This is a genomic window from Spiractinospora alimapuensis (assembly GCF_018437505.1).
GTDB classification, from domain to species: domain Bacteria; phylum Actinomycetota; class Actinomycetes; order Streptosporangiales; family Streptosporangiaceae; genus Spiractinospora; species Spiractinospora alimapuensis.
In genome coordinates this window covers 466,044-484,667 of record NZ_CP072467.1, presented here as the reverse complement: position 1 = coordinate 484,667, position 18,624 = coordinate 466,044, and the positions used below count along the sequence as shown (strand labels likewise).

Annotated in this window: 19 protein-coding genes; 12 read left to right on the top strand and 7 right to left on the bottom strand. The window is 69.6% G+C overall.

From position 1 onward, the window contains the following. Positions 1–83 precede the first annotated feature (83 nt). Positions 84–938 carry a fumarylacetoacetate hydrolase family protein gene (locus J4H86_RS02125; protein ID WP_236541523.1) on the bottom strand — a complete coding sequence of 285 codons (855 nt, stop codon included), beginning with the start codon at positions 936–938 and terminating at the stop codon, positions 84–86. A gap of 488 nt (positions 939–1,426) precedes the next feature. Here J4H86_RS02125 and J4H86_RS02120 point away from each other — a divergent pair, with 488 nt between their 5' ends. From J4H86_RS02120 to larC, 10 genes are all read left to right on the top strand, one after another. Continuing rightward, the gene (locus tag J4H86_RS02120) at positions 1,427–2,080 is read left to right on the top strand and encodes a GntR family transcriptional regulator (protein WP_236541522.1); all 654 of its coding nucleotides are present in this window, start codon (positions 1,427–1,429) and stop codon (positions 2,078–2,080) included. A gap of 88 nt (positions 2,081–2,168) precedes the next feature. Further along, positions 2,169–3,215 carry a tripartite tricarboxylate transporter substrate binding protein gene (locus J4H86_RS02115; protein ID WP_236541520.1) on the top strand — a complete coding sequence of 349 codons (1,047 nt, stop codon included), beginning with the start codon at positions 2,169–2,171 and terminating at the stop codon, positions 3,213–3,215. 73 nt (positions 3,216–3,288) lie between these two features. Then, positions 3,289–3,786 (top strand): tripartite tricarboxylate transporter TctB family protein, encoded by a 498-nt coding sequence (locus J4H86_RS02110; protein ID WP_269134519.1) that lies wholly within the window; start codon positions 3,289–3,291, stop codon positions 3,784–3,786. A gap of 9 nt (positions 3,787–3,795) precedes the next feature. Next, positions 3,796–5,337, top strand: coding sequence for a tripartite tricarboxylate transporter permease (locus tag J4H86_RS02105; RefSeq protein WP_236541517.1), 1,542 nt, complete (start codon positions 3,796–3,798; stop codon positions 5,335–5,337). Then, positions 5,334–6,620: a DUF362 domain-containing protein gene (locus tag J4H86_RS02100; protein ID WP_236541515.1), complete on the top strand. Its 1,287-nt coding sequence runs from the start codon at positions 5,334–5,336 to the stop codon at positions 6,618–6,620. Before J4H86_RS02105 ends, J4H86_RS02100 begins: the two co-directional genes overlap by 4 nt. After that, entirely contained in the window at positions 6,620–7,297 is a 678-nt protein-coding gene (locus J4H86_RS02095; RefSeq protein WP_236541513.1) for an RraA family protein, read from the top strand. The genes J4H86_RS02100 and J4H86_RS02095 overlap by 1 nt, the downstream gene beginning before the upstream one ends. Further along, the gene (locus tag J4H86_RS02090; protein WP_236541512.1) at positions 7,290–8,360 is read left to right on the top strand and encodes an Ldh family oxidoreductase; all 1,071 of its coding nucleotides are present in this window, start codon (positions 7,290–7,292) and stop codon (positions 8,358–8,360) included. The genes J4H86_RS02095 and J4H86_RS02090 overlap by 8 nt, the downstream gene beginning before the upstream one ends. A gap of 23 nt (positions 8,361–8,383) precedes the next feature. Further along, positions 8,384–9,214, top strand: coding sequence for an ATP-dependent sacrificial sulfur transferase LarE (larE, locus tag J4H86_RS02085; protein WP_236541510.1), 831 nt, complete (start codon positions 8,384–8,386; stop codon positions 9,212–9,214). After that, positions 9,211–9,927 carry a nickel pincer cofactor biosynthesis protein LarB gene (gene larB, locus J4H86_RS02080; protein ID WP_236541509.1) on the top strand — a complete coding sequence of 239 codons (717 nt, stop codon included), beginning with the start codon at positions 9,211–9,213 and terminating at the stop codon, positions 9,925–9,927. Before larE ends, larB begins: the two co-directional genes overlap by 4 nt. Then, positions 9,924–11,105, top strand: coding sequence for a nickel pincer cofactor biosynthesis protein LarC (gene larC / locus J4H86_RS02075; protein WP_236541507.1), 1,182 nt, complete (start codon positions 9,924–9,926; stop codon positions 11,103–11,105). The genes larB and larC overlap by 4 nt, the downstream gene beginning before the upstream one ends. Positions 11,106–12,279: 1,174 nt before the next feature. Here the strand turns inward: larC and J4H86_RS02070 are convergent. Then, positions 12,280–14,025, bottom strand: a complete 1,746-nt coding sequence (locus J4H86_RS02070) for a dihydroxy-acid dehydratase (RefSeq protein WP_236541506.1) — start codon at positions 14,023–14,025, stop codon at positions 12,280–12,282. 119 nt (positions 14,026–14,144) lie between these two features. Here J4H86_RS02070 and J4H86_RS02065 point away from each other — a divergent pair, with 119 nt between their 5' ends. Both J4H86_RS02065 and J4H86_RS02060 read left to right on the top strand, forming a co-directional pair. Further along, on the top strand, positions 14,145–14,819 hold the full coding sequence (locus J4H86_RS02065; RefSeq protein ID WP_236541504.1) for a GntR family transcriptional regulator: 675 nt from the start codon (positions 14,145–14,147) through the stop codon (positions 14,817–14,819). Between the two features lie 125 nt (positions 14,820–14,944). Continuing rightward, positions 14,945–15,229, top strand: coding sequence for a hypothetical protein (locus tag J4H86_RS02060; protein WP_236541503.1), 285 nt, complete (start codon positions 14,945–14,947; stop codon positions 15,227–15,229). A 116-nt stretch (positions 15,230–15,345) separates the two neighbouring features. Here J4H86_RS02060 and J4H86_RS02055 read toward each other — a convergent pair whose 3' ends face one another. Genes J4H86_RS02055 through J4H86_RS02045 form a run of 5 tightly spaced genes read right to left on the bottom strand, consistent with a single transcriptional unit; the run spans position 15,346 to position 18,564 of the window. Then, positions 15,346–16,050 carry an endonuclease V gene (locus tag J4H86_RS02055; RefSeq protein ID WP_236541501.1) on the bottom strand — a complete coding sequence of 235 codons (705 nt, stop codon included), beginning with the start codon at positions 16,048–16,050 and terminating at the stop codon, positions 15,346–15,348. 13 nt (positions 16,051–16,063) lie between these two features. Continuing rightward, positions 16,064–16,450 (bottom strand): FAD dependent oxidoreductase family protein, encoded by a 387-nt coding sequence (locus J4H86_RS27355; protein ID WP_330932477.1) that lies wholly within the window; start codon positions 16,448–16,450, stop codon positions 16,064–16,066. Further along, the gene (locus tag J4H86_RS27350; protein WP_330932476.1) at positions 16,407–16,763 is read right to left on the bottom strand and encodes an FAD-dependent oxidoreductase; all 357 of its coding nucleotides are present in this window, start codon (positions 16,761–16,763) and stop codon (positions 16,407–16,409) included. The genes J4H86_RS27355 and J4H86_RS27350 overlap by 44 nt, the downstream gene beginning before the upstream one ends. Further along, complete coding sequence (locus J4H86_RS27345) at positions 16,663–17,013, bottom strand: FAD-dependent oxidoreductase (RefSeq protein ID WP_330932475.1); 351 nt, start codon at positions 17,011–17,013, stop codon at positions 16,663–16,665. Before J4H86_RS27345 ends, J4H86_RS27350 begins: the two co-directional genes overlap by 101 nt. 33 nt (positions 17,014–17,046) lie before the next feature. Continuing rightward, entirely contained in the window at positions 17,047–18,564 is a 1,518-nt protein-coding gene (locus tag J4H86_RS02045; protein ID WP_236541499.1) for a tripartite tricarboxylate transporter permease, read from the bottom strand. Between the last annotated feature and the right edge of the window lie 60 nt (positions 18,565–18,624).

The following is an 18,624-nucleotide window of genomic DNA, read 5'->3' as shown; positions in this document are numbered from 1 at the left end:
CACCACCCCCCTGAGGCAGATTCTCGCGCCGCCACAGAAAACCACGAGGGAATCGGAGAGTCCGCCCCCGTACCACCTCGTCGTCAGGGAGCGGCGACCACCGGATTGCGGAGCGTGCCCACTCCGCTGACGCGGCACTCCGCGACCATGCCCGGCGCCAACGGTGCCGCACCCGGGGTTCCGGTGGAGATGATGTCCCCGGGGTAGAGCGGCATCACCGCACTGTGGAAGCTGATCAGGTGCTCGGGCGAGTAGCGCATCCGCGACACCGTGTTGGCGCGGTGGACCTCGCCGTCGATGACGGTCTGCACCTCGACCTCGGACAGCGACCCGTTCGCGGCGATCACCTCCGACAGCGGCACGATGTGCGGACCGAAGGAGAAGAACCCGGGGAAGTTCTTGGAACGCGTGAGGAAACGCGGGTTACGCTCCAGGATGTCCTCGGCGGTCTGGTCCAACACCGTGGTGACGCCGGCGACGTAGTCCAACGCGTCGTCCTCGGAGACGTCACGGCAGTAGCGACCGATCACCAACCCCAGTTCGCCCTCAGCGGTGACCCGCTGGCTCTGGGCGGGTAGTGGGATGGGCTCTCCGGGCCCGATGATGGTGTGGTCCCCCTTGACGAACGACGCGGGCTCGTCGGGAACCACCTCGGACAGGTCGGCCGCGTGGTCCACGTAGTTGAGTCCGATGCCCCACAGCTTGCGGGGACGGGTGTAGGGCGCGACGAAGTGCGCGTCGGGGCCGAGGTCCGGCACCGACTCCGGCGCTCGGGCGAGCCGGTCCTCCAGTTCCCGCCACGCCTCGGGGGCGAGCAACGCCATGGTGTCGCTCGGGGCGGCGTCGATGAGATCGGACACTGCGACGGTTCCGCGTTTCGGGTCGACCACGACGGGCCGACGCTCGCCGGACTCGGTGCGGATAGTGGCAAGGCGCATGCGGTGCGTACCTTTCTCGTACGTTCTCTCTTCTCGCGAAGAGCGATTCTCACGGAACATGGCTCGGGCTCACCCGGCTCCCACCGTGCCCCGGTCGTCCACGGCCACGGCCCTGAGGTCGAACGGGGTGTGAGCGTGCTCGTCGGGGGCGGAGTCGTCCGACCAGCACCCGGATCCGTCGCGCGAGGGGAGGGCGGATCGTCCATGCGCATCGTCCTCCCTGGAGGAAACCCGGGCCAGCGGACGACTGTGAAGCCATCGCTGGACGACTGGGGGAGTGGGCTGGCGTCTGGGCTGACCGACCCACGGGGCCGTGGGCGGTGGAGGCGGGGTCACCCTGCCGGTGCGGCGGGTTCGTCTTCTCGAGGGACATCTTCCGGTATTTGGTATACCAAATACCCTTGTTGACTTTTCGGAGGCAATGTACCGTGCGTCACATGGATGCGCTAGCCCCCATGCGGGCCCACGGACCCCTGCGGAACCTCCGGATGAGTGAGTCCGCGTACGAGGCCATCGAGAGCGCGATCATCCATGGGGACCTTCCCCCAGGGACCCCACTCGTTGACCGACACCTCTCCGAGGCGTTGGGCGTCAGCAGGACCCCCATCCGTGACGCGATGCAGAGCCTGGAGGCGGCGGGTCTGGTGGACCGCCGGCGGGGACGCTATGCGGTGGCCGGCTTCGCCCTCGGGGACGTCGCCGAACTGTTCGAGGTGCGTCGCCTGGTGGAGCCCCTCGGCCTGGATCGTCTGGCCGAGACGTGGGAGGAAGAGGTCGTCGAGGAGCTGTCCACCTTCTTCGACCGTGCCCCCACCCCCGGCCCACCCGGACCGTACGAGGAGTACCTCGCGCGGGACCACGCATTCCACAAACGCATTGTCGCACTGAGCGACAACTCGCGACTCATCCGCTTCTACGAACAGACCGAGAAACATATCAACCGAATTCGACACTTCCTCGCCCCGGGATACGAAGGTCGAATGCGAGAAGTAGTCAACGAACACCAGGATATTTGCGTCGCGATCGAGGCGCACGACCTTCCGGTCGCCCGCGAAGCGTTGCTCGCGCACCTCAGAGCAGGTGAGGAAACCATGCGCAAGTTCCTCGCGCAGCGACAGGAAGCCGACGCCCCAGGAAGGTAACCCCCCGGGCCCCGCGCGCCAACAACCCCATACATTCAGCACTCACCCGTTCGAAGAATGTCGAGCCTCGGGGAGGCGGTATTCTTTCATGCCAAAAACAACGGAAATTCCCCATGGCGGTAACCGACCAATCGGGCGTCGCGCGTTTCTTCGGCTCTCCGCGCTCGGCCTGGCGGCGGCCGGCGCTCCGACCCTCTCGGCCTGTGGCCTGGGCGGGGGAACCGGAGCGTTCCCCACCCGCCCCATCCAGATGATCGTCGCCTACGAGCCGGGGGGCGGAACCGATGTCGGCGCACGCGTCCTCCAGCCCTTCCTGGAGGAGGCGCTTGACGGAGAAGTCCAGATCATCAACCTCCCCGGGGGAGGCGGGTGGGTGGGGTGGAACGATCTCGTAAACGCGGATCCCGACGGCTACACGATCGGGTTCATCAACACGCCCAACTTCATGACCGGCTACCTGGACCCGCGCCTGGGACGCACCGACGTCGGGCCGGAGTCGTTCACCCTGATCGGGAACCAGGTCACCGACTACGGCGCGATCGCGGTCAGTCCCTCCGACGACCGGTTCGACGACATCACCGGCTTCATGGAACACGCCATGGAACACGAACTGATCGTGACGTCCACCGGCGTGGGCAGCGACGACCACTTCGCCTCGCTCCAACTCAGCGACAGATTCGACACACGATTCACGGTTCTCCACAACGAGGGGGCCGCCGACAGCATCTCCGACCTCCTCGGCGGCAACGTCGACGCCGTCTTCGCCAACGTCGGCGAGGTCAAGGCCCAACACGACGCCGGGGAGATCCGGGTGATCGCGGTCATGAAGGACGACGCGGAACGGTCACCGTACCTGGAAGACGTTCCCACGCTCACCGAGGCCGGCTTCACCGACGTGGCCTCCTGGTCTTCCCGTGGCATCGCCGCCCCCGCCGGCCTGGACCCGGAGGTCACGGCCACGTTGGTGGACGCGTGCCGGGCGGCCGTGGAACATCCGGATCACATCGAGCAGCTCGCCACGCAGGGTCTGGAAGTCGACTACCTCCCGCCGGACGAGTACGCCGACATGGTCACCAGAGACGACCGCACGGCCCGCCGCCTCGGCGAGACCTACATCTGGGGCGGCGCCCCATGAGCCACCGGCCCATACTCCGACATCAGCACGCCCGGCCCGTCCGCCACGCACTCCCAAGGGGGTAGGTCGACGCATGTCCCTCCAGTCAGGACCGAAAAGGCGCTTATCGTCCCTCCGATCTCCCGACGCCGTTCTCGGCCTCTCACTCGTCGCCCTCGCCACCGTGTTCCTCCTGTACACGATCCCCCTGTCCGCGGAGGCCGCCGCCTGGCCGTGGGCCGTCCTCGCGCTGTTGCTGGGGCTCGGCGTCGCCATCGCCGTGCGCGGGCTACGCGCGGCGCGCGCCAGAGCGGACTCCTCGGAGGCACCGGAGTCCTCTACGGAGTGGAGCCGTGCGACCCTGTCCCGTCCCGCGTGGACCATCGTGATCGTGACGGCCTACGTCGGGCTGCTGAGTCTCGTCGGCTTCTTCCCCGCGACCGCGCTCTACCTCGTCGCACACCTGTGGTTCGGCGGCGTGCGCGACTGGCGCGTCTTCACCGGCGTCACCGTCGTACTGTCCGGGCTGGTCTACCTGCTGTTCGTGGCCCAGCTCAGCGTCCCGTTGCCCACCGGGCTGTTGTTCGGTTAGGGGGTGACCGTGAACACCGAGATTCTCTACGGCGCCCTGGACAACCTGTTCACGTGGGAGGTCCTGCTCGCGATCACCGCCGGTGTCGTCGGCGGCATCATCATCGGCGCGCTGCCCGGCCTCAGTGGGACGATGGGCATCGCACTGCTGGTCCCGGTGACCTTCGGGATGGACCCGGTCGCCGGCATCTCCATGCTCGTCGCGATCTACGCCGCCGCGACCTACGGCGGATCCATCTCGGCGATCCTGATCAACACCCCCGGCACCCCCGCCGCCGCGGCCACCGCTCTGGACGGCTACCAACTCACCTTGCGGGGTAAGGGGGCCAAGGCGCTGGCCGTCTCCGCGATCGCGTCGATGAGCGGCGGCCTGGTGAGCGCCTTCGCCCTACTGCTGATCGCACCGCCACTCGCCCAGGTCTCCCTCGCCTTCGCCGCCTCGGAGTACTTCCTGATCGCGATCTTCGGACTGCTGATCATCGGGAGCCTCTCCGCCGGGTCGTTGCTCAAGGGATTCGCGGCCGGCGCGATCGGCCTGCTGGTCGCCACGGTCGGGATCGATATCCTGACCGGGTATCCACGCTTCACCTTCGGCACGACCGCACTGCAGTCAGGCATCGCGCTCGTACCCGCGTTGATCGGCCTCTTCTCGCTGTCCCAGGTCCTCATCCTCGCCGAGGGAAGATCGACGTCGACCGCGCCGACCCGGAGCAGTGTCACGGGACGAGCGATGCCGACGCTGCGGGAACTGCGCCGCCTGGGTGGCACGATCGGCCGCTCCTCCGGGATCGGCGTGTTCGTCGGACTGCTTCCGGGCGCCGGCGGCGACATCGGGAGCTGGATCGGCTACAACGAGGCCAAACGCTTCTCCCGCGGCAAGGACCGAGAGGAGTTCGGCAAGGGGTCACTCAAGGGTGTGGCGGGCGCCGAGACCTGCAACAGCGGCGTCACCGGTGGGTCGATGGTCCCCATGCTGACACTGGGGATTCCCGGCAGCTCCGCGACCGCCGTCATCTTCGGCGGCCTCCTCATCCACGGCCTGCAGCCCGGCGGGGCCCTGTTCACCGAACAGGGTGACATCACCTACGCCATCATGTTCGGCTTCCTGCTGGCCAACATCCTGATCGGCGCGTTCGCCCTGGCCGGCGCACGCTACTTCGTGCTCGCCACCCGGGCACCGATCCGTGTCCTCGTGCCCGTCATCGTCGCGCTGTGCGTCGTCGGAACCTACGCGGTGAACAACAGCATCGCCGACGTATGGGTGATGCTGGTGTTCGGCGTGATCGGATACGTCCTGCGCAAGGTCGGTATGCCTCCGGCGCCCATCGTGCTCGGGCTCATCCTGGGCAGCATCGCCGAGAAGGGGCTCCGGCAGTCGGCGGTGATGGCCCAGGGCGACCTGCTCGGCTACTACTTCTCCCGCCCACTGACCATCGTCTTGATGCTCCTCATCCTCCTGTCGCTGACGGCGCCGCTACTCGCGCGGTGGATGCGCCGTCGGCTCCCCACGGAGGACTCCGAATCGGGACCACGCCCAGAGGTGACCCCATGACAACCAGGACCAGCTCCGTTCTGCACCACGTCCCGATGCACAGGATTCGCCGCACCCTGCCGTCGTTCGCACTCGAGGACCCCGAGGAGACCACGTTTCGCCAGACCCGCTGTCTCCTCGACGAACACGGTGCGCTGGCCGGCGCGCGGGTCGCGATCACGGCGGGAAGCCGCGGCATACACGGCATCCCACAGCTCCTCCGCGGAGTGGTGCGCGCGGTCCGTGACGCCGGCGGATCGCCCTTCCTGTTCTCCGCCATGGGCAGCCACGGCGGTGGCACCGCACAGGGACAGCGCGACATCCTCACCTCCCTGGGCATCACGGAGGAAGCCACGGGAGCACCCATTAGCTGCTCCGACGAGGTCGCGCACCTCGGGGAGACCACCGGCCCCCGTGCCGGCCTGCCGGTCCGGTTCGCCCGAGAAGCCGCCGAGGCGGACATGATCATCCCGGTCAACCGGATCAAACCCCACACCTCGTTCCACGGCCCGCACGAGAGCGGGCTGTTGAAGATGCTGACCGTCGGGGCGGGAAGGGCGCACGGCGCGTCCATGGTGCACCGGCTGGGGTGGCACCACATGGTCGAGGCGATCGACTCCATCGCCACAACGGTCCTGGACCGCCTCCCGGTGGTCGGCGGCATCGCCATCGTGCAGGACGCCCACGAGCACCCGGCGGTGATCGAGGCGATCCCGGCCGCCGAGCTGCGCCACCACGAGGAGCGCCTGCTGGACCGCGCCCGGCGGCTCCTCCCGCGGCTGCCCGTGGACCGTCTCGACGCCCTCATCGTCCGATCGATGGGCAAGGCATACAGCGGATCCGGGATGGACACCAACGTCATCGGACGTCTCCGGTTGGAGGGCATGGACGAACCGGCGGTCCCCGCCATCCGCGCCCTCGGGGTCCTCGACCTGGACGCCGGCTCGCACGGCAACGCCACCGGGGTCGGCCTCGCCGACTTCACCACAGAACGGCTCGTCGCCAAACTCGACCGCGAGAGCACCTACCTGAACTGTCTGACCAGCGGCGGACCACAACGCGCGGCGGTGCCCATGACGTTCCCCTCCGACTCCGCCCTCGTGGCCGCCATGGCCCGGATGCTCAAACCCCAACCCGGTGAGGAGAACACGATCCGAATGGCGATGATCGACAACACGCTGCACCTGGAAACGCTATGGATCTCCACGGCCCTACTGCCCGAGATCCGGGACCGGGAGGAGATCACGATCCTGGAGTCCACGCCCGGCCTCCGCTTCGACGCGGCCGGAGCGGTGGCGGCGTGATGGGCGTCGGCAACCGTGTCCTCGCCCGGCCGAAGTCCACGGTCCCCCCGGACGTGATCCGTCGCTTCCGGGACGCGCAGACCCCCACCCCCAACGTCGTCGACGTGATGGCACGGTTCGGAACGCTCCGCGGGCTCCACCGCATCAGCGGCCGCTACCTGGCCGGCATCGCGATCACCGTCCGCACCCGCCCTTCGGACAATCTGATGGTGCACCGCGCGCTGGACCTCGCGGAGCCGGGGGACGTGCTCGTCGTCGACGCCTGCGGCGGGAGCGCCCACGCCATCATCGGTGGACTGATGGCACGCTACGCGTCCCATCGGGGCATCGCCGGAATCGTCGTCGACGGCGCCGTGCGCGACGTCGAGGACCTGAACGCCCTCGGCCTGCCCGTGTTCGCCCGTGGGCTCAACCCCAACGGCCCCTACAAGGACGGCCCCGGAGAGATCAACACACCGATCGGTTGCGGTGGGGAGGCCGTCCTCCCCGGCGACCTGATCCTCGGCGACGCGGACGGAGTCGTCGTGGTCCCCCAGGGCGACGCCGAAAGCGTCGAGCGGGACGCGGACGCGCTGCGCCGACACGAGGACACCGTGCCCGAGGCGATCACCGGCGACCGGTGGGACCGCGCCTGGATCACCGAGAAACTCACCGAGAACGGATGTGAGCATGTCTGACAACTCCCGTGTCGCCGTCAACCCCCTGCGCAACGTGGTGACACGGATCTTCACCGCCGCCGGGCTGTCCGAAGAGGGAGCCGCGACGACGGCGGACCACCTCGTCCAGGCCGAGCTCCGCGGGGTGTCCTCCCACGGGGTCAGCCGCACGGCCGTCTACGTCGAACGCGTCCGCTCCGGCCTCGTCGACCCCCGCCCCACCATGCGCACCGAGGCGGAGACGCCCGTGAGCGCTCGGCTCGACGGGGGCAACGGCCCCGGGATCGTCGTCGCCCGCGCCGCCATGGAAACCGCCATCGACAAGGCGAAGGCCAGTGGGATGGGAGCCGTCGCGGTTCACCGATCCAACCACTGCGGCATGCTCGCCTACTACACCAGTGCCGCGGCGGACCGGGGCCTCATCGCTCTCGCCACGACCAGCGCGCCCCCCACGATGGCGCCGTGGGGCGCCGCCGCCCCGTTCTTCGGCACCAACCCGCTGTCCTACGCCGTTCCCGTCGCCGGTGAGCGGCCCAACATCGTGTTCGACATGGCGACCAGCACGGTGGCCCGCGGCAAGATCATCCTCGCGGACAAGAAGGGGGAACCGATCCCCATCGGGTGGGCCCTGGACGCTTCCGGATCCCCTACCCAGGACCCCGCAGCGGGTGTCCAGGGGACCATGCTCCCGCTCGGCGGCGCCAAAGGCTCGGGCCTGGCCCTGCTGGTCGACATCCTCTCGGGTGTGCTGTCGGGGGCCAACTACGGCCCTCACATCCCGCCGCTGTACGACAACCCCCACACCGAGCAGGACGTGGGCCACTTCTTCCTCGCGATGAACCCCGACCTGTTCACCGCACCGGGGGAGTTCGCCGACCGCATGGCGGGCGTCGCCGAGGAGGTGACGGCTCTCCGGCCGGCCACGGACCACTCCCGCGTCTACCTCCCGGGAGAACCCGAGGCCGTTCGCGCGGCGGAGAACCTCGAGGCGGGTCTCGACCTGGCTCCGGAGGTTCGCGCCGAGATCGCGGCGACGGCGGACGCGCTGGATGTCAGCATCCCGGACCTCGCATACCTGGTCTGACCACGCACGAAGGGGAGGGACCCATGCCGACGACACCACTGGAACGTCTCCGCGCCCGGCTCGCCGCGGAGAGGCGCCTCATCGTCGCCTACTCGGGCGGAGTGGACTCAGCCCTGCTCGCCTTCGTGGCGGCACGGGAGCTCGGTGACGGGGCACTCGCCGTGACCGCCGTGTCGCCGAGCCTGGCTGCGCGGGAGCGAGGTGACGCGCGTACTTTCACCACCGAGCACGCCATCGCGCACGTGGAGGTCCGCACGGACGAGGCCAACCGCCCCGAGTACCGGGCCAACGCCGGTGACCGCTGCTACCACTGCAAGAGTGCCCTGTTCGACGCCCTGGCACCCATCGCCCGCCTCTCGGGCGCGTCGGTGGCGTTGGGGACCAATCTCGACGATCTGGGGGACCACCGTCCGGGGCAACGCGCCGCCGGAGAGCGTGGTGTGCTGAGTCCCCTCGTGGACGCCGGCTTCGACAAGGCCACGGTGCGGAACGTCAGCCACGAGCTGGGGCTGCGCACCGCGACGAAACCGGCCGCGCCCTGCCTCGCCTCCCGTGTCGCCTACGGAGAGACCGTCACCCCCGACGTTCTCGCCCGGATCGAGGCCGCGGAGGAGGCCGTTCGTGCCCTGGGCTTCTCCGACCTACGCGTCCGAGCCCACTCCCAGGGCACCGTCGCCCGGATCGAGGTGCCCGCGCACCAGGTCGAACGCGCCGCCACCCTGCGCGGGGAACTCGACGCGCGGGTCCGGGCCAGCGGGTTCACCTTCTGTTCCCTCGACCTGGGCGGACTGTCCAGCGGCCGGATGAACGCCGTCCTGCCACTCGTCGAGGTCACCACCGGAGGAACCCAGTGACGAGCGGCGGCGAGGGGTACACCAACCTCGGGTTCGCCCGGGTCGACACCGCCCGCGAGGAGCGCCAGGGTGTCGCCGAGTGTGTCTACGCGCCCGGCAAGGAAACCGACCAGATCATCGCCATCGTGGCGGAACTGCTACGCCAGTCCCGCGGCCCGGTTCTGGTCACCAGGATCCCGACCCCAGACGCGGACACCGTCGCCCGGGCACTCCCTGGAGCCACCCACGACCCAGAGGCCCGGCTGTTGCGCTGGAGAGACGCCTCGCCACGGTCGTTCCGTCTCGCGGTGGTCAGCGCGGGCACGGCCGACACGCGGGTCGCCGCCGAGGCCGCCGGCGTCGCCCGCGCGGTCGGCCTGACGGTGGCGACGTTCCACGACGTCGGTGTGGCCGGTATACACCGAACACTGGACTGCGCCGCGGAGATCGCGACATACGACGCCGTGGTCGTGGTGGCCGGAATGGAGGGCGGGCTGGCCAGCGTCATCGCGGGCCTGGTCGCCGTCCCGGTGATCGCCGTGCCCGTGTCCTCCGGCTACGGTGCCGCCCTGGAGGGGGTGACCGCGTTGCTGGCCATGATGAGCACCTGCGCCGCGGGGCTGACCGTGGTCAACATCGACTCCGGCTTCGGTGCCGCGATGGCGGCCCACCGACTCGCGACCACCGTGGAGTCCAGCACCGCCCGCCACGGAAGCGGAGAGGCCCGCCGGTGATCCTCCATCTCAATCCCAGCGCCGGCGTCTCCGGCGACATGCTGCTCGGAGCCCTGCTGGACCTGGGGGCGCCACTGGACGACGTACGGCGGATCCTCGCGAGCACCGGCGTCCGGGGCTGGCGGCTGACCCAGGACCGCGTCGCCAAGCACGGAATCATGGCCACCGCCGCCCGCGTCGAGGTCGAGGACGACACCGCCACGTCACGCACGGCCGCGGAGCTCATCGCCCACGCGGCACGGGTCGACGTCGATTCCGTCGCCCTGACCGCCCAACGCGCGCTGCGAGCCGTCGCCGAGGTGGAAGCCCGCCTCCACGGGACCGATCCCGACCACGTCCATCTCCACGAGCTCGGCGGACTGGACACGATCGTGGACATCGTCGGTTCCGCCGCGGCGATGCACCTGTTGGGGGTCGAGCGCGTCGTCTCGGCACCGGTGGGTCTCGGGCAGGGCCGGGTGTCCACCCAGCACGGCTGGCTGCCGGCGCCCGCGCCCGCCACGATGGCGCTGCTCCGCGGAGCGAGCGTGGTCGGAATCGACGTCCCGGCCGAGACGGTCACCCCGACGGGGGCGGCGCTGCTGACCGCGATCGACACCACCTACGGGCCGTTCCCGGCCGGGGTCGTGGGGGAGACGGGCTACGGCGCGGGCACGCGGGACCTCCCCGACCGCCCCAACGTCCTGCAGGCGACACTCCTCGAGACCGCCACGGACCGGATTCCCCCGGCTGAGGAACTCGTGGTGCTGGAGACCAACGTGGACGACGCCACCGGGGAGGTGCTGGGACACCTCGTCGGGGCCGCGATGGACGCCGGGGCCGCCGACGCGTGGATCACCCCGGCGGTCATGAAGAAGAACCGGCCCGCGCACGTCGTGCACGTCCTGTGCCGGGAGACGGAGGCGGCGATGCTGGAGGAGCTGGTCCTGCGCCACACCGGCAGTCTGGGTATCCGGCGCTCGCCCACGCTCCGCAGAGCCGTGCCGCGCCGGGTGACGACGGTCGACGTCGGCGGCCACCCCGTGCGGGTCAAGCACGGCCCCTGGCACGCGAAACCCGAGCACGACGACGTGGTCGCGGCCGCCGACGCCCTCGGTGTCCCTCCGCTGACCGTGGCGTCGCGGGTCCGCCGACACCTGGCCGGAAGGCCCGGCACCGCCCCACCCGAACCCGACTGATCGGGCACACGGCGCGAGCGGACGCACCGGAAGGCGGGTGCCGAGCGTCGGTGGGATCGCCACGGTGCGGCCTGGTGCCGACCCGATGCGCGGACCGCCCATGGCCCGTGCGGCGATTCCACCGGCGGGCCCACCCGGCCCGATCCTGGAGGTGGCCGGGGGCCCGACGCGCACACGACGACCACGCCGGCTGGCTCTGTCACCCACACACGGCGCTCCCGACATTGGCCGACAGGCGAACGCGGGATATGCGCATGTGCCCCCCCCGGCGTCGGATACCCGACACCGACCAGCCTTGCGGAACGCCCAGATCGGTCCGGGGAGGTGGCTGGGTGACCGACACCCACGCGATGACCGCGCGAGCTGCCCCTGTCACCTCCAAAAGGGCGATGTCACAGGGCCGCTTCGAGCGCCATACAGCCCGGTAGACCAACGCCGATCACGGTGAGATGTCCGAGCTCCGATGTCCGGGACCACCGCACGACCCGCGCGCGTCCGAACCCGCCACAACGATCCGCACTTTCACCTCACCGAACGCAGGCCCATCGGCGCACCGTACAGCGGCCGAAACCAACCGCTCCGACACGAACACCAAATCCCGATCCGCCCCATGTGGCGGAAGGCCATGCACCCAGCGATGGTGCCCCAGCACATCACCGACCACAAACCCCCATGAATAGGTAGTCATCACACCCCCACACGTGCCAACATGGTGCCTCCGACACTGCCGGCAGTCGAACCTGGATGTGTGCGCCGCGCCCCGGCTTCGGGTTCCTGTCATCGGCCGTCCCTCCGAAACACCCGGACCGGACCCAAGGGATGGCCGGGTGACCGACACCCACACCAACGGTTACCGCCGCGCAGACCGCGACGACGTGGGCTCGTTCCCGCGTGCCGACCCCAGCCGTGCCCGAGCTCCGACCCGCGCGGGTCGATCCACGACCGACCCACTGCCATGGCCAGAAACGATCAGCACCGACCGCAGGGCTGCCCGTTGGCCGCACCACATCACACCGGGCGTGTCGCCCTCGGGGCACCCCGACTGTCCTCGGTGGACGCCTACATATAGACCGGTGGTGGGGCGGGGGAAGGGTCGTCCGTCACGGGACTCCCGGCCGGTCACTTATTCATCGGCTCCTTGGTGTGGCCTTTCCACGACGGCTCTGGATGCCTCTCAGGCTCGGGGGATCACCCCCCGGTAGTCCTCGGCGCGGAGGAACGCGAAGTCCACACCGTCCTCGGCCTGGGTGACCTGTTCGGCGAAGAGTCGTCCATAGCCCCGCCCCGGTCGGGACACGGCCTCCGCGTCCGCCGTGTCCGCCTCGGCGGCCCGTCGTTCGAGTTCGTCGGTGGAGACCTCCACGTCGATCCGCCGTTCGGCGACGCTGAGCCGGATCATGTCGCCGGTGCGTACCTGCGCGAGCGCGCCGCCCGCGGCGGCCTCGGGGGAGACGTGCAGCACGATGGTTCCCGACGCGGTTCCCGACATGCGTCCGTCGGAGACACGCACCATGTCGCGGACTCCCTGTCGCGCGAGTCGGGACGGGATCGGGAGATACCCCGCCTCGGGCATGCCGGGACCGCCCAACGGGCCGATCCGTTGCAGGACCAGAACGTCGTCGGAGGAGACGTCCAGCGCGTCGTCGTCGATCCGCGCGGCCAGGTCGGCCGCGTCGCGGAACACCACGGCACGCCCCCGGTGTTCCAGGAGCTCCTGGGAGGCCGCCGCCCGTTTGATGATGGCGCCGTTGGGCGCGAGGTTGCCGTGCAGCACGGCGATGCTTCCGGCCGGATAGACGGGATTGGCGCGAGGGCGGATGACGTCCTGGTCAAAGGGGGGTGGCGCGTCGTCGAGTTCCTCCCCGAGCGTGCGGCCGGTAACGGTGAGGGCGTCGAGGTCGAGCAGGTCCCGGAGTTCGTGGAGCAGTCGGGGGACGCCGCCCGCGCGGTGGAGGTCCTCCATGTAGTGGTCGCCGGCGGGCTTGAGGTCGACCAGGACGGGGGTTCGTTCGCTCATCGCGTCGAACCGGTCCAGGTCGAGGGTGTAGCCGAGCCGCCCGGCGACCGCGGCCAGGTGGACGATCCCGTTGGTCGAACCGCCGAGGGCGAGCAGCACCGTAAGGGCGTTCTCGAACGCCGCTTCGGTGAGGACGTCGCCGATGGCCAACCCCTCGCGGGCGAGTTCCGTCGCGCGGCGTCCGGTGCGTTCGGCCACCCGGGTACGGTCGGCGGTGACAGCGGGTGGGGTCGCGCTGCCGGGGAGGGCGACTCCCAGGGCCTCGGCGACGCAGGCCATGGTGCTCGCCGTACCGGCGACCGAACACGTTCCCATGCTGCTGACGAGCTGCTGGTTGACCTCGGCGATCTCGGCGTCGTCGATCTCGCCACCGCGGTACCGGCCCCAGTAGGCCCGACAGTCGGTGCAGGCACCCACCTGACGCCCTCGGTACGACCCGGTGAGCATGGATCCGGTGACGAGCTGGACCGCGGGAACACCCGCGGACGCGGCACCCATGAGCTGGGCGGGAACCGTCTTGTCACAACCTCCGATGAGCACCACCGCGTCGACCGGGAGGGCCCGGATCATCTCCTCGGTGTCCATCGACATCAGGTTGCGCAGGTACATGCTGGTGGGCTGGGCGAAGCTCTCGTGCAGTGAGATGGTGGGGAACTCCACCGGAAGGCCTCCGGCCAGCATGACGCCGCGTTTCACCGCGTCCACGAGTTGCGGCATGGTGCCGTGGCAGGGGTTGAACCCGCTGCCGGTGTTGACGATGCCCACCACGGTGCGGTCGAGCGCGTCGTCGGTGTAACCCGCGCCCTTGATGAAGGCCGTACGCAGGAACAGCGCGAACTCGGAATCTCCGTAGTTGGTGAGGTTTCCCCGCAGACCCAGCGGGCGTGCCCGATCACCCATCATCGACCTCATTATTGATAATTTCATCGATTTCATCGCGAGGGAATCACAACGGCCCACGGGGCCGCAAGTACCGTGGGTGTCGCACCACGTCAACGGACGGCGATCGGAGACAAGCCGCTGTGCCCGAACCAACCTCCCCGGCCCACACCACCGCGTCCGTTTCCGGCGGAGCGCCACTCGCCGACCTCCTCGAGGAGGACATCGTGCTCGGCCGCCGCTTCCCCCGGGAGCGACTGGTGGAGGACGAGCTGATGGAACAGTTCGACGTCAAACGGCACGTGGTACGCGCGGCGCTCCAGGAGCTGCACAACCGGGGGCTCGTGCGCCGTAAACCCCACGCCGGCGCGTACGTCGCCGCGTACGGCGAGAAGGAGGTGCGCGACCTCTACGACCTCCGGGAGGTGCTGGAGGTGAGTTGCGCGCGTCGCGTCTCCCTGCCGGTTCCGCGCGCGCGGCTCGCCGAACTCGTCGAGATCCAGCACCGCCACGACGCCGCGGTCGGCGGTGGCGACGCGCGGGGTGTCCTCCAGGCGAACCTCGCCTTCCACCGGCACCTGTTCTCTCTGGCCGACAACGACGCACTGGTGGAGGCGATCGACCGCTACGCACGCATGACCCACGTGATCCGGTCCATCACCATCACCGACCCCGAGTCCCTGCGCCGGGCCCAGGAGGAGCACTGGACCATGGTGGACGCTCTGCGCGCCGGCGACACCGATCTCCTCGCCGACATCTGCCGCGACCACCTGCGTCCCTCCCGCGACGCCTATCTGCGCCGCGTCCGCACGGCCTGAGGTGTGCGCCGGCGGGAGCGGCTCCCGCGCGTGGACCGCGCCACCGTCGACGTCGGGCGTCCCGGGCCACGTCCACCGAACGGCGATTCTCGTTCAAGCGTGCTGGAGGTGCGAGTGTCGCCCCCATGAGCAACCCACCGTGCACCATCCTGTTCCGCAACACCATGCGCGTCCACGACGGGCACGTCGGGGAGTTCAACGCGGCCATCACGCGGGCCGTCGACTTCACCAGGGGGCACGGCCCGCAACTGATGGTGGACGTCTTCTTCGCCGCCGACCAGATGCTCGCCCACAGTTTCCAGCTCTACGGCGAGCCAGACCAGGGGATCCTCGACGCGCTGGCCGACTCCACGGGCGGGACGGACATACCGATCACCCCGCACCCCCGCGTGGCGGGCTTCGTCCGGTAGCCGGTACCGCCGGCCAAGCCATCGGAGCTCCGGGAACCCCCTAACCTCACCCGTACACCGCCGCGCAGCAGCCGCCGAGCACCGCCCCGAGACAAGGTCGAAGCCCCGGGAACCCCCTAACCCGACCCGTACACCGTCGAAAGGTGGCCGTCGCGGAGCACCGCCCGGGACAGTCGGTCCGCGTGCCGGATCGGCTCGGGGACCCGGTAGCGCGGCGACAGCCGGAGCACCAGGTCGGTGCCGCTGGGCAGGTCGACCCGGTGCCCCACCGACACGTAGACGGGTTTGACTCCGTCCCGCGTGCGCAGGGCCCGACCGACGACCTCTCCGTCGATGGTCAGGTCGCTCCAGGAACCACGCTCCGACGTGGGCGGTACGGCCTCTCCCACGAAGGGTGACTTCGCGACGCCCACCACCGGACGGTCAAGGAGCACACCGAGGTGGGAGGCCAGGCCGAACCGGCGTGGGTGTGCCCTGCCGTAGCCGTCGCACACCACCACGTCGGGAACCGTCTCCAGGGTGGCGAGGACGTCGAGGAGGGGAGGGGCCTCGCGAAACGCGAAGAGTCCCGGGACGTAGGGAAAACACGGCCGCGCCGAGACCCAGGACCGTTCCACGACGTCCAGTCCGGGGAGTCGGAGCACGACGGCGGCGGCGACGAGCCGGTCGACCGCGTCGGCGTAGGTGACGTCGACCCCGGCCACGAGCGTCACTTCCGCCGTGGACAGCGCCTCCTCCCGCACCAGGGGAGCCAGACGCCGTTGCTGGGCGAGGGCCTCCGCCTCCGTGGCGGGCCGGTCGGTGGCATGCGGATGGTTCATGGTGGCCGCGAGCCTATCGAGATCCCTCCGCTGGCGGCTCCTTGTTGAGGACACCGTCGACGATGTGCTCGGCGATCGCCAACGCCGAGGTGGCGGCGGGGGAGGGCGCGTTGCGGATCGCGACCACAGCGCCACGGCGGTCGATCCGGAAGTCGTCCAGCAACGTCCCGTCGCCGTTCAGGGCCTGGGCCCGCACACCGCTGGGAGCCGGGACCACGTCCATGCCGCGCAACCCCGGCAGGTAGCGACGCGCGCGGGACACGAACACCCGCCGGCTGAACGAACCCAACATCTCGGCGGCGCCGGTCCGCCAGTGCTGGCGTGCCAACGCCCGGAATCCGGAGGACGCGAGGACCTCACGCAGGTCCCGTCCGTTGAGGTCTCCGGCGGTACCCCTCACGCGCCCCGGCCAGGACCGCGTTCGGTCCGACGAGTACCTCGCCGTCGACGCGTGGCGTGAGGTGGATGCCCAGGAACGGGTACCGGGGGTCGGGGACTGGATAGACCAGGCCGTTGACCAGGGACCGGCGCTGCTCACGCAGCGCGTAGAACTCACCGCGGAACGGGACGATGACGGGATCCTCCGCGGCGCCGGCCAGCCGCGCCAGCCGGTCACTGTGCAGCCCGCCACACACGATCACCCGGTCGAAGGCCTCGGTGAGGCCATCCGCGGCGTCGAGGACGACCTCCCCGTCCCGCCGCTGGATCCCCATCACCTCGCACCCGGCAGAACGCCCGCAGCAGACCCACACCCCGTCGGCACAACCGCGCCTTCAACGATCCGGGCTGGTAGTACAGACCGGCGTGAACCACGCCACTGTTGTGCCCCGTCTGGTGCGTCCCGACGTCGTCCTCCTTCTCGAGAAGACTCAGCCGGATCGCGGGGCGTTCCTCGAGGAGCCGTCGGGCGACTGCCGTACCGAGGATGCCGCCACCGACCACGGCGTAACGCTGCTGGCGCATCGATGGGCTCCTCCACTCGCGGGGATCGGCTGGTCACGACTGGGCGCTCGGCGTCGACTCCTCCCCCCGATTCTTCCGCTCGAGCGCACGGGCGGCGACCCGTTTGACCCAGGGCGTGGCGACCGGAAGCAGACACAGGCCGACCCCCACCGCTAGCAGGATGAGCGACGGCGTGCGAACCAGGAAGATGTCGAAATTGCCACCGGAGATGATCATCGTCTGGCGCAAGGTCTCCTCCGCGAGCGGCCCCAGCACCAACGCGATCACCAGGGCCGCGGGTGAGAGCCCGTACATCCGCATGAAGAACCCGACGAAACCGCAGGCGAACATGATGCCGACCTCGATGACGCTCCCGTTGACGGTGAACGCCCCGAAGGCACAAAGAACGACGATCAGCGGCGCGAGGGTCGGCAGCGAGATCCGGGTGACCGAGGCGAACATCGGGATACAGAAGATGTTGACCGCCAGCAGCACCACGTTGCCCAGGTACATGCTCGCGATCAGACCCCACGCGAAGTCCGGGTTCTGCTCCATCAGCAAGGGCCCCGGCTGGAGCCCCCACATCAAGAACCCGCCCAGTAGCACCGCGGTCGAGGCCGAACCCGGGATTCCCATCGTGAGCAGTGGAACCATGGCTCCGGTGGCGGCGGCGTTGTTCGCCGACTCCGGACCGGCGATGCCCGCGACCGCACCCTCCTTGTTGAACTTCTCGGGCGTCTTGGACAGGCTCTTCTCCACGCTGTAGGAGATGAGCGAGGCGACTGTCGCCCCCGCGCCCGGAACCACGCCTAGCAGGAAGCCCATCGGGGACCCCCGGCCAATGGGCCCACGCGCCTCACGCCACTCCTTACGGTTGGGCCAGAAGTTGGATCGCAGGTTGAACTCGACTCGCTCCTGCTTCTTTCGGTGGACGCCGTTGTAGAGGCTCCACAGGATCTCACCGAGTCCGAACAGGCCGATGGCGACGGGGATGAACGGAATCCCGTTGATGAGCTCCGTCGAGCCGAAGGTGTAGCGCTGCGCGCCGCCCCCGATGTCGATACCGACCGTGCCGATCGCGAAGCCCAGGATGACGGACAGCGCGCCCCGCACCCAGTTCTTTCCCACCAACACGATGAGTGTCAACAGGCCGAGGATGACCAGCAGGAACAGCTCTGGCGGCCCGAAGCTGGACGTGACGGCCGCCGCCGCGGGTGCCGCCAGGGTCAGCAGGATGGCCGCGACGGTTCCGGCGACGAACGACGCGATCGTCGCGATGATGAGCGCCGGCGCGGCCCTTCCCCGCCGCGCCATCGGATATCCCTCCAACGCCGCCGGGACACTGGCCGCGTCACCCGGGGTGTTGATCAGGACGGAGGTGATGGTGCTGCCGTAGAAGGCGCCGTAGTACACCGCGGCCAGCAGGATGATCGCGTGCATCGGGTCGAGGCCGAACGTCAACGGCAGCAGGATCGCCAACCCCGCCGACGGCCCGAGCCCGGGGATCACCCCGACGAGCATTCCCACGAGAACGCCCATGACGAGGAACATCAGCGTTGTGGGCGACAGCACATTGGATATGCCATTCAGTAAATTCGCAAACAGGTCCATAATGGACTCCGAGAGTGATGG

Bases quoted from the DNA above. Each gene is read 5' to 3' on its own strand.
- J4H86_RS02125 (WP_236541523.1), bottom strand. From the start codon at position 938: ATGCGCCTTGCCACTATCCGCACCGAGTCCGGCGAGCGTCGGCCCGTC.
- J4H86_RS02120 (WP_236541522.1), top strand. From the start codon at position 1,427: ATGAGTGAGTCCGCGTACGAGGCCATCGAGAGCGCGATCATCCATGGG.
- J4H86_RS02115 (WP_236541520.1), top strand. From the start codon at position 2,169: ATGCCAAAAACAACGGAAATTCCCCATGGCGGTAACCGACCAATCGGG.
- J4H86_RS02110 (WP_269134519.1), top strand. From the start codon at position 3,289: ATGTCCCTCCAGTCAGGACCGAAAAGGCGCTTATCGTCCCTCCGATCT.
- J4H86_RS02100 (WP_236541515.1), top strand. From the start codon at position 5,334: ATGACAACCAGGACCAGCTCCGTTCTGCACCACGTCCCGATGCACAGG.
- J4H86_RS02095 (WP_236541513.1), top strand. From the start codon at position 6,620: ATGGGCGTCGGCAACCGTGTCCTCGCCCGGCCGAAGTCCACGGTCCCC.
- J4H86_RS02090 (WP_236541512.1), top strand. From the start codon at position 7,290: ATGTCTGACAACTCCCGTGTCGCCGTCAACCCCCTGCGCAACGTGGTG.
- larE (WP_236541510.1), top strand. From the start codon at position 8,384: ATGCCGACGACACCACTGGAACGTCTCCGCGCCCGGCTCGCCGCGGAG.
- J4H86_RS02070 (WP_236541506.1), bottom strand. From the start codon at position 14,025: ATGATGGGTGATCGGGCACGCCCGCTGGGTCTGCGGGGAAACCTCACC.
- J4H86_RS02060 (WP_236541503.1), top strand. From the start codon at position 14,945: ATGAGCAACCCACCGTGCACCATCCTGTTCCGCAACACCATGCGCGTC.
- J4H86_RS02055 (WP_236541501.1), bottom strand. From the start codon at position 16,050: ATGAACCATCCGCATGCCACCGACCGGCCCGCCACGGAGGCGGAGGCC.
- J4H86_RS27350 (WP_330932476.1), bottom strand. From the start codon at position 16,763: ATGGGGATCCAGCGGCGGGACGGGGAGGTCGTCCTCGACGCCGCGGAT.
- J4H86_RS27345 (WP_330932475.1), bottom strand. From the start codon at position 17,013: ATGCGCCAGCAGCGTTACGCCGTGGTCGGTGGCGGCATCCTCGGTACG.